Source organism: Candidatus Kuenenia sp. (genome assembly GCF_039794105.1).
GTDB lineage: Bacteria > Planctomycetota > Brocadiia > Brocadiales > Brocadiaceae > Kuenenia.
This window is the reverse complement of record NZ_JBDIWA010000026.1, coordinates 33,102-48,107: the sequence shown is the minus strand read 5'-3', so window position 1 is coordinate 48,107 and position 15,006 is coordinate 33,102. Positions and strand designations below refer to the sequence as shown.

The window sequence follows — 15,006 nt, the reverse complement described above, 5'->3', positions numbered from 1 at the left end:
TCCTTTATAGTTAAAGTGTTATAAAAATTTTTTGAGCCATATTATCTTAAATATCAAGCAAAAAACTGTTCCCTAATGAAAAATTTTTTTAATTTAAATTACGCAAATATCTAACCGGACAATGCTGGGTATTTTTAAGAGAAATGACGATGCTGTTTTTTATAATACCATGCCGTTCCGTAAAAAAAACCAATGTTATTTTGCCAATATTGTTTATTGAGCAATCATTTAGCTTGACTTGCAAAAATGATACATATAGAATTTAACAGCTTTTGACTCGTTACTTAATGAGGTGTATTGGGAAACTTAAACACAAAGGAAATTAAAGATGCTCCGATTAAACAAACAACGTAATACTTTAGAACCCGAAGAACATCATTTTGAATTGAAAGATTCGGAAGAACCGAATCTTTTTCGCGATATATTCCCGTACGATAAAGTGCCTAAGATACCATTCAATTACCGGCTTAATCCAATGAATATGCCTGAAGAAATCTGGATTACCGATACTACATTCCGGGATGGCCAGCAGTCAATGCCGCCTTATACGGTGAAACAAATAGTGGATTTGTTCGATATGATGCACAAGCTTGGCGGCAAAAGAGGGCTTATCCGGCAGTGTGAATTTTTTCTGTATAATGAAAAGGATAAGGAAGCCGTACGAAAATGTATGGAGAGAGGGTATAAATATCCGGAGATAACAGGCTGGATTCGTGCGGTAAAAAGCGATTTCAAACTGGCGAAAGAAATGGGGCTTAAGGAAACGGGTATTTTGTGTTCCTCTTCTGATTACCATATTTATTTAAAATTAAAGAAGACGCGAAAACAGGCGTTGGAAATGTATCTGGATATCGTACGCGCCGCCCTGGAAGAAGGCATGATTCCAAGATGTCATTTTGAAGATATAACAAGGGCAGACCTTTATGGGTTTGTAATACCATTCGCAAAGGAACTCATGAAGCTGTCAAGGGAAAGCGGTATCCCCATAAAAATTCGCGCTTGTGATACCATGGGAGTGGGGGTAAGCTACCCCGGTGCAGCGCCGCCGCGCAGTGTTCCCGGAATTATATACGGGTTGACGCACTTTGCGGATGTCCCTTCCGAATGCCTGGAGTGGCACGGACATAATGATTTGTATTTGGCGATGAGCAACGCAACTGCCTCCTGGCTTTTTGGGTGTAGCGCTATTAATGGGGCATTGCTGGGTTTGGGGGAACGTACTGGGAACACGCCGGTAGAAGCCCTGGTTATTGAATATCTTGCGTTACGGGGCAACGATGACGAAATTGATACTACGGTAATTACTGACATTGCGGACTACTATCGGAATGAGATTGGATATCAGATCCCGCCAAATCAGCCTTTGGTAGGCTCTGGATTCAATGTGACCAGAGCGGGCATACATTCGGACGGTTTATTAAAAAATGAGGAAATCTATAATATTTTCGATACCACCAAGTTGTTGAAAAGGCCTGTAGGTGTTTCTATCACAGATAAGTCAGGAATTGCAGGGATCGTTCAGTGGATTGATATTTATTATAAATTGCAGGGAGATAAGAAAATCGCTAAGGATCATCCGGGCGTGGTAAAGATCAAGGAGTGGATCGATGAACAATATGCCAAGGACAGGATTACTTCTATTTCCGAGAAAGAAATGGTTGAACTGGTAAATATTCACCTCAAAGACGTTGTTGCTGGCAGGTAGCATAAGGCATGGTAATGTCTGCCATGATAAATTTCACGGCGTACAATCGGCGCCCAATTTCCGGTAGGCAGTGTTTTACCCTACATACCTAAGCTGACATAGCAAAAACCAAACAAGCACGAAGCACGAAATTCGAAACAAATTCTAATGACAAAATGATTTGAAATTCTAAACAAGCGCATCTTTCGTATTTCGTGCTTTGTATTGTTGCCTGCCTGTGCGTGATAGTACGCTGACATGGATGTTTTGGATTCGTTTTGAATTTTATGCTTTGTCATTAGAATTTGCTTCGGATTTCGTATTTAGCATTTCGGATTTCATCATTAAATATTTTGCCAAAAAATGCTAAGAAATCACTGATAAGGTACTAAAGCCCCTGACATTTTTATTTTTCAAAAAACTAAAGCGTTACGATTTTTGAAAGAATACTTTGAGAGTATATGAATTTCAGGCAAAGGACATATTAAAGACGTATAGCATCTGCGTTCCCCGTGGGCGGGTGGTGTCAGTTGCCGGCGACGCCCGAACGGCATATAAAGAAATCGGCGGCGGTAGGTGTGTGGTAAAGGCGCAAATACTTGCCGGCGGGCGGGGAAAGAGCGGCGGAGTCCGATTAGTCAATTCATCCGAAGAAGCCGCAGCATGTATCTCAAACATGCTCGGCTCAAGGCTTTCAACATATCAAACCAACCAGGAATCCTTTGAAATTAAACATGTTCTTCTGGAAGAAGCTGTTTCGATTCAAAAGGAGTTCTATCTTGCCATAACGATTGATCGTTCCTTACAATCCCTTTTGTTAATAGTGAGCGCTGAAGGCGGTGTTGCTATAGAAGAGGTCGCGAAAAAGACGCCCGAAAAAATTTTCAAAGAACCTGTTGACCTGTTTTTCGGGCTGCTGCCATTTCAGTTGCGCCGCATTACGGAAAGATTAATGATTCCGGCGAAATTGTCGGGGAAGGTAAACGAGCTGATGGAAAAACTATTCTCTGTCTTTATAAATAAGGATTGTTCGTTGCTGGAAATCAACCCTTTGGTGCTCACAGAGAATAATGAACTGGTTGTGCTTGACGCCAAAATGGAGTTAGACGATAACGCCATTTTTCGCCATCCGGAGTTAGAACACATTTTTGAGGGACAGGATATTCCACCTGATGAAGCATTGGCAAAGAAGTACGGGCTGAGTTATATACACCTTGATGGAGATATCGGGTGTCTTGTAAATGGCGCAGGCCTTGCAATGGCCACCATGGATAGTATTAAACTTTGCGGGGGGGAACCGGCAAATTTTCTCGATGTCGGCGGCAATGCGTCTCTGGAACAGGTGACGCAGGCGTTTAAAATAATTTTGTCCGACAGAAAAGTAAAAACCGTCTTCATCAATATTTTCGGCGGCATAATGAAATGCGATGTGATCGCCGAAGGCGTCATAAGGGTCGTCAAAGAAGCGGATATTCATATTCCATTTATCGTAAGACTGGAAGGGACTAATGTGGATTTGGCCAGAGAAATCCTTGACGACTCCGGGTTAAAAATTATTTCTGCCGGGAATATGAAGGATGCTGCACATTTTGCGGTAAAGGCGTCGAAAGGTGAGTATATTAATCAATAAGGAAACAAAGGTTGTATGCCAGGGTATAACTGGACAAACGGGAAGTTTTCATGCAATGCAGATGCTGGAGTATGGGACTAAACTGGTTGCAGGGGTAACTCCCGGTAAAGGCGGTATCATACATAATGGAATTCCTGTGTTCGGAAGCATGCTCGAGGCTGTTAATAAAACGGGGGCAAATGCCTCTGTAATATACGTTCCGGCCCCTTTTGCCGCAGACGCTATTATGGAAGCAGTGGATGCGGAGATAGCATTGGTGGTATGTATTACGGAGGGAATACCTACACTGGATATGTTAAGGGTGGTAAAATACCTTGCCGCCGGAAAGTCAAGGCTTATAGGCCCTAATTGCCCCGGCATTATTACGCCGGGCGCTTGTAAAATCGGTATTATGCCGGGATACATTCATAAAAAAGGCAGCGTTGGAGTTGTTTCGCGCAGCGGTACCCTCACGTATGAGGTTGTATGGCAACTTACGCAACAAGGTATTGGGCAATCAACATGTGTAGGGATAGGAGGCGACCCCATCATAGGAACGCATTTTGTCGATATCCTTAAGATGTTTCAGCATGATGAAGAAACATCGGCGATTGTGCTTATTGGCGAAATAGGCGGAAGTATGGAAGAAGAGGCCGCTGAGTATATAAAGAATGAAATTACAAAGCCGGTTATCGGCTTTATTGCCGGCAGGTCAGCGCCGCATGGCAAGCGTATGGGACATGCCGGAGCAATCATTGCCGGTGATAAAGGCAAGGCCGTTACAAAGGTCGCAGCGTTGCAGGATGCGGGCGCCTTTATGGTGGATAACCCTGTGGATATTGGCATAACCGTATCGAACATTTTAAAAGACGCCGGGAAATAGATTGTCTTTTATTACCGGAGTAATTCACTGCGATTGCTTCGTTAAGAGCGAAGCGCCACTTCGCTCACCAAAGCCCAAAATCGTAAATCGTAAAAAAAGAAACCACAGATTGCACAGATAAAAAAAATGGTAACTAGTAAATCGTAAATCTCTCCGGTATTTTTTCTGTTCCCTTGATAATTGTTGAGACATTTGCTACAGTAGCCACGTGTACTATAATACAAAGGTTTTTATAAAGGATTATTGTGGAAAACATGTTTTTGATTATGAGGTCAATGTATCGAATAGTGCCTCTTCTCTCTGTTTTGTTGAGTGTAATATCCCTGGATGTGCATGCCATAGGGGTAAGTAGCAACATTAAAAGCCACGTCATTGAGGTCGAATTCTCTCTGAATGAAAATAAACTCATAGCGGAGGATCATGTGTGTGTGCAAAAGGGCGAGAGCAATGAGGTGCTGTTTCTCATCAACAAGTCGTTTAAGGTGACGTCAATAGCGTCTTCCGGTAAGGATCTGGCATTTAAGCCGGGAAAAGCGGGAAATGCTCAAACAATGAAGATCACCGTCCCGGCAACGGTAAAAAACAAGGAAACTATTTGTTTTGACATCAAATATGAAGGAATTCTTCCTGCTCTCCCCGGCTCCTTCAGTGGAGAAGACATTGGCGCTACCTCCGGCATTATTGGAGAATATGGCGTTTATTTGAGTCCCGCGTACAGATGGTATCCCGATATGTCTGATTCACTGGCAACATTCAAGGTTACCGTCGTTATGCCGAAAGAATATGAGGCCGTAACCCAGGGGATTCTTGTGAGTAAAAAAACAGAAGATAATAAAGTTTCTATAACGTGGGAGGAGGACAGTGTGTCCGAGGGGTGCAGCCTTGTGGCGGGGAAATATAAAGTGACGGCAGTGCGGTATAATGATATTGATATTTACGCTTATTTTTATCCGGAAGAACAGCCCTTGGTTGATACATATTTGGATGCAACAAAACGATACCTGGATATATACCATGATTTAATTGGAAAATACCCGTATAAAAAATTTGCCATAGTTGAAAACTTCTTTCAAACAGGTTATGGTATGCCGTCATTTACCCTGCTGGGCAGTGAAGTAGTGAAGCTCCCCTTTATTGTTGACATTTCATTAGGACACGAAGTTTTGCATAACTGGTGGGGAAACTCTGTTTTTGTTGATGATAGCCGGGGGAACTGGTGCGAGGGGCTCACGGCCTATATGGCGGATTACTATTATAAGGAAATAAAAGGGGACGCTACCGCAACGACTTATCGTAACGAGATTTGCAGAAAATATACCCATTATGTTACCACGCAGAACGATTTCCCTCTGAAAATGTTTCTAGGCAGAAGCGACAAGGCAACGCAGGCTATTGGATATGGAAAGACGGCTATGGTTTTCCATATGCTGAGGAAAATGTTGGGTGATGAAGTTTTTTACCAGGCGCTCAAAGATTTTTATAAAAATATGCTGTGGCAGCGTGCGAATTGGGAGGATATTGAAAAGGTATTTGAAAAAGTGAGCGGGCTGGAATTGGCGTGGTTTTTTGATCAGTGGGTGAACAAAAAAGGCGCCCCCGTTATCGAATTGGGTAAAACGACTGTTAATAAGGAAGGAAATGCGTGGGTTGTAAAGGCTGAAATCCTGCAAAAAACGAACGAACCGTATCGTCTTCATCTGCCTGTCTACTTACAACTGGAGGATGGCATTTTTCATACGACCGCTGAAATAAAAAACGCTTCTGACCTTATTTCACTGGAGGTAAAATCCCGCCCTGAAAACATTGCGATAGATCCTTACACCGAGGTCTTCCGGCGCTTGCATGCGGATGAGATTCCTCCTACGATAGACCTTGTAATGGGAGACAGTAAAATTATCCTCTATCCGTCGAATTGTGAAGATTCCATGAAGGCGGAATATAAGAAACTGGCGCATATCCTGGCGAATGAACGGGATTCTATCAAGGCGGATACCGAAATTACCGAAGCGGAAATAGCGCAAACAAGCTTGTTTATCCTGGGTGGAGTGGAAGAAAACAAAATAAGCAAACTCGTTCAAAATAATTTACCAGTGGAATTATCGCTCACAAAAGATGCCTTTGGCGCTGATACCGTTATGTACGGCGATAAAAAGGACGCCTTTCTGGTAACAATAAAGCATCCTTCTCATAAGGAAAAAGGGATTGCTTTGTTTGCGGGATTTAGCCCCGAAGCGGTAAATAAAGCGGGATACAAAATTCAACATTATGGGAAATACAGTTATCTTGTTTTTTCTGATGGAAATAACAGGGTAAAAGAGGTCGTTAGCATCGGGGATAGCCCGCTGCAAAGAATCCTTCATTGATTCGATAGCTGGCATAGGCAGACCAAACAAGTACGAAATAAAAAATACGAAATTCGAAGTACGAAATACGAAATACGAAACAAATTTCAAAATACAAAATTCTAATAAAAAAACCGGGGTTTGGATATTTCATATTTAACATTTCGGGTTTTACTATTAAATTAGACTCTTCTTGCGAAGATATATTGCAAAGGGTGTTTAATGGGATTTGTATTTTTGAAAATATCATTTCATACTTGAAATTGCTTTTGAGGGAACGACGTATGAATGAGGCATATTTGTCTGGTTTAATATGTTTAAAATCGGCAACTTATGGGATATTTCAACTTTCCTTTTTTTTTGTCCGGTGAGGGAACGGTTTTTGTCCGTTTACAAAGGATTATTAAACTTTTTGGAAAGCGGTGGGGCAGAATGAAACTAACACTATCTTTGTGTATTTTTGCGTGGGTTTTTTATTGTACTCATTTTTGTTCAGAAGAGATGCTGGCAGGTGAGCATTATGCCGTGGTAGAGGTGCAAGAAGGGGGATGCATTACCGGACATGTAATCCGTGGGGGGGATGCCGGGATGCCCTCAATAGACTTATATGCAGGGTGGGAATTGCCGAAAACTTCCCAGGTTATTTCTGAAAAGCTCGAGGTGAACAAGGTAAACAACGGTGTGAAAAATGCCATCATTTCTATTTCAAATATTGAACGGGGGAAAAAGGGGGTAGTCCCGCCAATTCATCCCATCATAGATCAGCAAAAAGGGGTATTCGTTCCCCGTGTAACGGCAATACTCGCCGGCACAACGGTTGATTTGCTGAACGGTGATGAGGAAATGCACAACATTCATACCAAATCAATGAGAAATCAACCCTTTAATCTTGGCATGTCGTATAAACAAAGAATATCGAAAAAATTTGATCATCCTGAGACGGTAAAACTGTCTTGTGATATACACCAGGAATATGCCTGGATTGTTGTTTTTGGACATCCTTATTTTGATGTAACGGATAGGAACGGATATTTTGAAATATGCGATATTCCTGAAGGCGCCTATGTATTTAGGGTATGGCATGAAGAATTAGGAAAACGAGAAAAGGAGGTAATGATACGGGCGAGAAAAACAGAAAGTACAGAATTTGTTTATGAGTAGAATTAATGGGAAATGAACATTGTAACAATGACGGATGATTTTTAATTAGGTTTTTTTTACATTCGCAACCGGAAAGGAGGATTTGCTGATATGAAACCTAAGGGTTTATTTTATACATTTGGCTTTCTGAGCGCCGCAGTATTTTCCTGTGCAGTGCTGACTGTTGGCATGCGCCCTAATACTGCATCAGCAATTGAAATTCCCAAAGAAGTTACTGAAGAAGGAAAAAATGTTTACAAGAAGTATTGTGCCCCTTGCCATGGTGAAGAGGGCGGTGGAGATGGACCACTTTCAAGGTCGATGCTCCCCAAGCCTCGCAATTTTACACTGGGGGCTTATAAGTTCAGGACGACGCCAAGCGGTTCGCTTCCTACAGATGAAGATATTTACAAGACAATCTCATATGGTGTGCCAAATTCTACCATGATTCCCTGGGATATTTTAACTGAGGCGCAACGCGCTTCCGTAGTGCCGGTACTCAAGAGTTTTTCAGAAGCCTTCGAGTATCGCGAACCGGAACCTTCCGTTGATGTTGGCCTGCCGTTGAGACCGACAGAAAGGACCATTTTGGCAGGGAAAAAGATATATGAGGAAAAATTAGAATGCTGGAAGTGTCATGGTGTTGAAGGTCGCGGAGACGGCCCAAGCGCATCGGAACAGGAAGACGATTTTGGATTTCCGATAAAACCATTCGATTTTACTACTGGTAAGTTTAAAGGCGGCAATTCGCCAACTGATGTTTATCTGAGATTTACTACTGGCTTGAACGGAACACCAATGCCTTCTTTCGCGAAAGAACTTAGCGATGACGAAAGATGGTATTTAACCCATTATGTAATGTCCCTCGTTCAACCAGAGGAATGTGGAAAATAAAAAATTAATAGTTTTCTGTCTTTAAATGTTGACCATACGGAGGTGTTTTGAAATGAAAAAGATATTATTGGGCATGGTTGCGTTTGCTGTGATGTTGCCCGCTATAGTGGAATGGACTTCGGGCCAGTCAAATGTAGTCTGGGCTACAGAACAAAAAACCGAAGAGATTCCACCGCCAGACTTGTATAAGGATACGCCTGCCTGGTACCAGGCAGTTTACAAAGACAATGTTGGGCTGAGTGAGGGTTCGGGGCCATTTACCAAGTACTTTAAGGCCCAGATGCTGGATATGTACTGGCAGCCGAACAGACATTATGAACCAATGGAAAATCTGGACCATTCCATTTTCATTGAACAGGAGAGAAGGGATTTGTGCGTTATATGTCACGAGGAAGCCACCCCAGGCATAGTAGCGGATTGGAGAAGCTCGGGACATAAACATCCAAAGAGTACTCCTTATCTCTCAAGCAAGACCGCCCAGATTGAAAAAAATATTGGCAGGGTTCTCGACGAGGTACACTGTTTTGATTGCCATGCCGATACGGAAAAGAATCAGATAAGGATGCCTACCGGAGAAGTATGTGGCGGATGCCATAGGCAGCAGTTTGATGAATTCCTTAGGGAAAGAGAGGTTGGCCGCCCAAACCACTTACAATCATGGGAGGCGAATACCATCGTTCCCTGGTATGCAGAGGCTGCGAGAAGGGGCTATTTATATGGACAACATGGTTGTGATATGTGCCATTCCGGGGCTGAAAAGTGCGATGTTTGTCATACCAGGCACAAGTTCAGCGCTGTAGAGGGCAGGCAGCCAGAAGCCTGTATGACGTGCCATATGGGTCCTGATCATCCGGATGCAGAATCCTATGGTGAATCAAAACATGGCAAGATTTATGAAAAAGAGGAAGAACATTACGACTTTACAAAGCCACTCGTAGAAGTTCGTCCCGGAAAGGATTACCGAACACCTACATGCCAGTACTGTCACATGTACGAAAAACATGGCAGATTTATTCATAATCCTGTTATGAAGGGTATTTGGCGTATGGGGACGGTTCCGCCTTCTAACTTAGAGTATACCTCTTCGCTCAAGGACTATCCTTACGGAATTAAGATCATCGCAGATAAGATCGATATTTACTCAGAGGAAAATGTTGCCAAGAGGTCGTATTGGTTAGAGGTTTGCGCTAAGTGCCATAGCGACCGTTTTGCGGATACCTACCTGAAATCATTGGATCAATTTATGTTTCAGGCGCACACCCTTGCTGATCAGGCGCAAAAAATCGTTGAAGACCTGATTGCTGATGGTCTTTTATATCCTGAAGCAGCGAACAGAGATCCCTATCCGTTAAGCGATGGGATTGTTAAAGAACTTAGTGCGGATTTCCTTGGCGAACCGGTTTATAATGCATTTAAGACGCTCCAGGGTAAATTCCCTGTTGTAGGACCTATCCTTGGCGTCTATGGTATGTTCTTGCAAATGCAGGATAATCCGTCTGACATCGAAAATATGTACAACAGATTATGGTTCTGGTATAAACTACAGGGGTACAAAGGAACTGCACACATGCAGCAGGATGTTTCATGGTGGTGGGGACAGGCTCCTATGATGATGGAAATGACAAGGATACAGGCAGAAGCTGCTCGCATACGCAGAGTAGCCGGTATTGAAAAGACAATCGCCAAATAAAAAAGCGACTGCATACAAAAATAAAAAGCCCATGATATGTATAATATCATGGGCTTTTTTTGTTAGATGCGAACAAAGAATAGAAAATTGTAATATACTCAAGATGCTTATACCCCCTACAGCGGTATTTTTATTTCAGATATTGCGGCATTTTTTTGTATACTTCATCTGAAAACGAAAGAAACTACCCTGACAGGGTTTGGAACCCTGTCAGGGTTAATACACCATTGGAGTTTCAAACGTTTAGGGGGATTAAGGAGCGGTTTTTTCGCACCGAATCCACTAATAATTGACATGGAAAGGTGGATTCTCTGTTGCTTAATCCACCCTACTGCTTGACGGATTTTACCCACACCTGATGGGGGAAAACTTATCATATTCTTGTGCAGGACGTAAGAATAAAATGTCGCTGTAGTGATAATTGCTTTTTTAACAAATATACAAGAACTTACAAAAAATGAAACACTCTATTGTTGCTTGCGGTATACGTGTACATAATTTAAAAAATATTGACGTTGAAATTCCACATAACAAATTAGTTGTCATTACGGGTGTGAGCGGTTCTGGCAAGTCCAGCCTTGCATTTGATACCCTTTTTGCAGAGGGACAAAGAAGGTACGTGGAATCTTTTTCTGCTTACGCGCGGCAATTTCTGGAAAAAATGGATAAGCCCGATGTCGATCACATAGAAGGTATCCTGCCTGCAATCGCCATTCAGCAGAAAAATCCTGTAAAAAACCGCCGTTCAACTGTAGGCACCGCAACAGAAATCAACGATTACCTGCGGTTGCTCTATGCCCGCATTGGAAAGACGTATTGTAAAAGCTGCAAGCGAGAGGTACGGATTGACACTGTTTCGCATATTGTAGAATTTATCCTCTCCTTGCCGGAGGGCACGAAATTTCTCGTCACATTTCCACTCAATATCAGCCAAAAAATTTCGGGTGAGGAACAAATAAATCTCCTGAAAGAACGCGGCATAGTGAGAATCCTGGCAGATAACGATATCGTTGACGTCACGAACGAGCAAAACAGTTTTGACATCCGTGCCGCGAAGACCGTGTACGGAATTATCGACCGGCTGGTTGTAAAAGACACAATAAAAGACCGCCTTATCGATTCTCTGGAAACCTCATACCGTATGGGTTCAGGGCACTTGAGCATCTTTTATACTAACGATGCACTTTCCAGTGAAGCGATAAAACCATCAACAGATGATCTTGTGCGTATTCAGGATTCACCATGGGTTGAAATGAAATATAGCAAAAAGTTTTTTTGCAGTTATTGCGCCATTGAATACCCCGAGCCGTCCCCTGCCTTATTTTCCTTTAATAATCCAATAGGGGCATGCCCCAAATGCCAGGGATTCGGTCACACGATAGACATAGATATGGATGCCGTTATTCCAGATAAAGAGAAATCTCTTGAACAGGGTGCGATAGTTCCCTGGAATACCCCCGCATACAGGGAGTTGTATGAAGAACTTGAATCTGCCGCCTCAAAATACGACATTCCCCTGGATGTTCCTTTCCGGAAATTGACAAAAAAACAGTTGAATCTGCTTTTTGAAGGAACAAAGGATTTTTGCGGTATTAACGAATTTTTCAACTGGCTGGAAGGCAGAAAATACAAGATACACGTTCGTGTTATCCTTAGCAAATACAGGGGTTATAATGTGTGTCGCACCTGCGAAGGCGCCCGATTGAAAAAAGAGGCGCTTACCATAGTAATTCAGCAGAGAAGTATTGCGGAAGTTTGCACTATGACCATTGAACAGGCGCACATGTTCTTTCAAAAGCTGCAGCTTTCTGACTATGAAAGAAATATTGCGCACTTAATCTTGCAGGAGATAACAAAACGTCTTGGCTATATGATCAAGGTCGGCCTTGGATATCTTACCCTGGACCGTATGACGCGTACGTTATCAGGCGGAGAGGCCCAAAGGGTGAATCTTACCACATCATTAGGGTCTTCTCTGGTAAACACATTGTACATACTGGATGAACCGAGCGTAGGGCTCCATCCCAGGGATACTGACCGGCTGATCCATATACTGAAGCGGTTAAGGGACATTGGAAATACCGTTGTGGTGGTGGAGCATGATGCGGAAGTTATAAAGACCTCAGATATGATTATTGATTTAGGGCCCGGCGCCGGTGAAAACGGAGGTAGGCTTGTTTATCATGGCGCCTTTGCACAATTGCCCGCAAATAACTGTTCTCTTACCGGACAGTATTTAAAAGGAGAAAAGGCGATAAAAATACCTTCTTCCCGGAGAAAGCCTTCCAGAAGGGCTATCGTTTTAAAAGGCGCGTCACAAAATAATTTAAAAAATATCGATGTCACATTTCCGCTTAATATGCTAGTCTGTGTGACGGGCGTTTCAGGATCGGGAAAGAGTACGCTCGTACAGGATACTCTTTACGGTGCATTGAAAAAGAAGCTGGGAATTTATTCCGGGTTTGTAGGAAAACATGCGGCCATTGAAGGTGAGCGGTTTATCAATGACATCCTTCTCGTTGATCAATCCCCTATTGGGCGCACACCGCGTTCTAATCCCGTAACGTATATAAAAATATTCGATGAAATAAGAAAACTTTTTGTCTTCACGAGGGAGGCAAAAGCGCGCAAATTGACAATCGGTTCATTCTCTTTTAATATTACCGGCGGAAGATGTGAGTTTTGCGAAGGCGCGGGATATGTAAAGGTTGATATGCAATTTCTTGCTGATATCTTTGTCACATGTGAGAAATGCGGCGGAAAGCGGTTTAACAAAAAAGTACTCGAAGTGAAATATAAAAATAAAAATATCCATGAAGTCCTGAGCATAACGGTGGATGAAGCAATTGAATTTTTTCGCGCATCTGCGAATATCACAAAGGCACTGAAGTGTTTGCAGGAAACCGGGCTCGGCTATTTAAAATTGGGTCAGCCCGCAACAACCTTGTCGGGGGGCGAAGCGCAACGTCTCAAGGTATCCACGTATATATCGCAGGAAAATATGGAGTCAATGCTCTTTGTCTTTGACGAACCAACCATCGGCCTGCACATGGATGACATTCAGAAATTACTGAATTGTTTTCAAAGATTGCTCCAGGCGGGACATTCTCTCATCGTGGTGGAACATAACCTTGATATTATTAAATCCTCCGATTATATTATCGACCTTGGCCCTGAAGGGGGCAATGAAGGGGGATATGTAATAGGATGCGGAACGCCGGAGAAGATTTCTAAAATAACAGCAAGCCATACGGGTGCATACTTAAAACCATACTTTTTGTAACACTTTAATTTTTTGAAAAAGTAGGGGCGAAGCATTTGCCCCGTTTGGGCTTGAACGCATTTATGACAATTTACGGCAAATGCTTCACCCCTACACTGCGATTATTGGAATTTTTCAAAAAACTAAAGTGCTACTACTTTTTCTGAGTTATACAAAAATATATTTTACGAAAGGCAAAAACAACATTGAGCAAGAAAAATATCCTATTTATTGTGAGCATTATCGTAAGCCTGGGTTGTTCATGGCTATTCATACGAAGCATAGAATGGGCGTCTTTGAAGAATGCGTTAATTGAGGCAAATTATTGGTTCATAATCCCCGCTACGATATTGGCGCTTCTCCTCTATGTGGTGCGGGCATTTCGATGGCAGGGTCTGCTGTCGCACATAAAACCAATTTCCCCGTGGAGCTTGCTATCGATTACTTCCATTGGTTTCATGGCAAACAATATACTTCCTGCCAGGGTTGGAGAAGTATTGCGGCCGTTTCTCCTTTATAAAAAAGAGAACATTAAATTCTCTACCTCGTTTGCAACGGTTGTTGTTGAAAGAATTTTCGACATGCTGGGACTCATTCTCTTTGCCGTTGCAACGTTGTTCCTGCTTCCCAACCCTGATACCTCCCATAATAGCCCATCTTTTGCATTAATAACCACTGATGTGGTAAAAACGGGGGGATCGATAATTCCTTCATTAAAAAAATGGACAGAAGTCTTTGCCGCTTTTGGCAGCATAACCATTATCCTGCTTTTTCTCATCGTTGCAAAACCGCTTTTTTTTAAAAACATACTCACCACGTGGTGTTCCTTTCTTCCTCATAAACTTAAAGATAAAATTTTCAACATGTATGATTCATTCGTATTTGGCCTGAAAATACTGGAAAATAAATTAAAGACGATATGGATACTTATCTTATCACTGATTGTATGGCTCATGGGTGGAATAGAAATCTATATACTGGGGTTTGCCTTCGATTTGCAGCTTCCTTTTGCCGGGGCATGTCTTGTTGCCGTTTGCCTTGCCCTTGCAGTAGCATTGCCGCAAGCCCCTGGCTATATCGGCGTTTTTCACATTGCCGTTTTAAAATCGTTGCATATCTTTGGCATAGAAACAACGTTAGCCCAGAGTTATGCCATTATTTTGTGGGCAATATCTATCCTACCCGCCACAATTATGGGTTTTTTCTTTCTCTGGAAAGAAGGAATTGCTTTTCGCGAAGTGGTAAAACTGGAAGAAGAAATTTCCGAAGGAAAGCTTGAAGAAGCAGAAGGAGTTTCAAAAGTTCCGCCGCAATTATAATAGTATCTTAATTAGTCATTGGTCATTGGTAAGTTTGTGATTAATTTTTTAATCTGTGCAATCTGTGAAATCTGTGGTTTCATTTCGTACTTCGAATCCTGCAAGGATGACTTTATTAAAAAATGAATGTAATTGAAAATACCGGCATGTTATGACATAATCGAAAAACTTTACGTACGGCAA

Annotated in this window: 9 protein-coding genes; all 9 read left to right on the top strand. The window is 42.3% G+C overall.

Annotation, left to right across the window (positions count from 1 at the left end):
- Positions 1-328 precede the first annotated feature (328 nt).
- The 9 genes from ABJL82_RS12050 to ABJL82_RS12010 all read left to right on the top strand — a co-directional run bounded on the left by ABJL82_RS12050 (position 329) and on the right by ABJL82_RS12010 (position 14,823).
- Complete coding sequence (locus ABJL82_RS12050; RefSeq protein ID WP_347274938.1) at positions 329-1,705, top strand: 2-isopropylmalate synthase; 1,377 nt, start codon at positions 329-331, stop codon at positions 1,703-1,705.
- Between the two features lie 430 nt (positions 1,706-2,135).
- On the top strand, positions 2,136-3,314 hold the full coding sequence (gene sucC, locus ABJL82_RS12045) for an ADP-forming succinate--CoA ligase subunit beta (protein WP_347274937.1): 1,179 nt from the start codon (positions 2,136-2,138) through the stop codon (positions 3,312-3,314).
- Entirely contained in the window at positions 3,295-4,176 is an 882-nt protein-coding gene (sucD, locus tag ABJL82_RS12040; protein WP_347274936.1) for a succinate--CoA ligase subunit alpha, read from the top strand. Before sucC ends, sucD begins: the two co-directional genes overlap by 20 nt.
- 254 nt (positions 4,177-4,430) lie before the next feature.
- Positions 4,431-6,539 (top strand): M1 family aminopeptidase, encoded by a 2,109-nt coding sequence (locus tag ABJL82_RS12035; protein ID WP_347274935.1) that lies wholly within the window; start codon positions 4,431-4,433, stop codon positions 6,537-6,539.
- 411 nt (positions 6,540-6,950) lie between these two features.
- Positions 6,951-7,679: a hypothetical protein gene (locus tag ABJL82_RS12030; RefSeq protein ID WP_347274934.1), complete on the top strand. Its 729-nt coding sequence runs from the start codon at positions 6,951-6,953 to the stop codon at positions 7,677-7,679.
- 90 nt (positions 7,680-7,769) lie between these two features.
- Entirely contained in the window at positions 7,770-8,552 is a 783-nt protein-coding gene (locus tag ABJL82_RS12025; RefSeq protein ID WP_347274933.1) for a c-type cytochrome, read from the top strand.
- Between the two features lie 52 nt (positions 8,553-8,604).
- A complete protein-coding gene (locus ABJL82_RS12020) occupies positions 8,605-10,242 on the top strand; it encodes a multiheme c-type cytochrome (RefSeq protein ID WP_347274932.1) in 1,638 nt (545 codons plus the stop codon).
- Positions 10,243-10,699: 457 nt separating this feature from the next.
- Positions 10,700-13,525, top strand: coding sequence for an excinuclease ABC subunit UvrA (gene uvrA / locus ABJL82_RS12015; protein ID WP_347274931.1), 2,826 nt, complete (start codon positions 10,700-10,702; stop codon positions 13,523-13,525).
- Positions 13,526-13,710: 185 nt separating this feature from the next.
- The gene (locus tag ABJL82_RS12010; RefSeq protein WP_347274930.1) at positions 13,711-14,823 is read left to right on the top strand and encodes a lysylphosphatidylglycerol synthase transmembrane domain-containing protein; all 1,113 of its coding nucleotides are present in this window, start codon (positions 13,711-13,713) and stop codon (positions 14,821-14,823) included.
- Positions 14,824-15,006 lie beyond the last annotated feature (183 nt).

Excerpts from the sequence above, each read along its gene's own strand:
- ABJL82_RS12050 (WP_347274938.1), top strand. The coding sequence starts at position 329 with ATGCTCCGATTAAACAAACAACGTAATACTTTAGAACCCGAAGAACAT.
- ABJL82_RS12035 (WP_347274935.1), top strand. The coding sequence starts at position 4,431 with ATGTTTTTGATTATGAGGTCAATGTATCGAATAGTGCCTCTTCTCTCT.
- ABJL82_RS12030 (WP_347274934.1), top strand. The coding sequence starts at position 6,951 with ATGAAACTAACACTATCTTTGTGTATTTTTGCGTGGGTTTTTTATTGT.
- ABJL82_RS12025 (WP_347274933.1), top strand. The coding sequence starts at position 7,770 with ATGAAACCTAAGGGTTTATTTTATACATTTGGCTTTCTGAGCGCCGCA.
- ABJL82_RS12020 (WP_347274932.1), top strand. The coding sequence starts at position 8,605 with ATGAAAAAGATATTATTGGGCATGGTTGCGTTTGCTGTGATGTTGCCC.
- uvrA (WP_347274931.1), top strand. The coding sequence starts at position 10,700 with ATGAAACACTCTATTGTTGCTTGCGGTATACGTGTACATAATTTAAAA.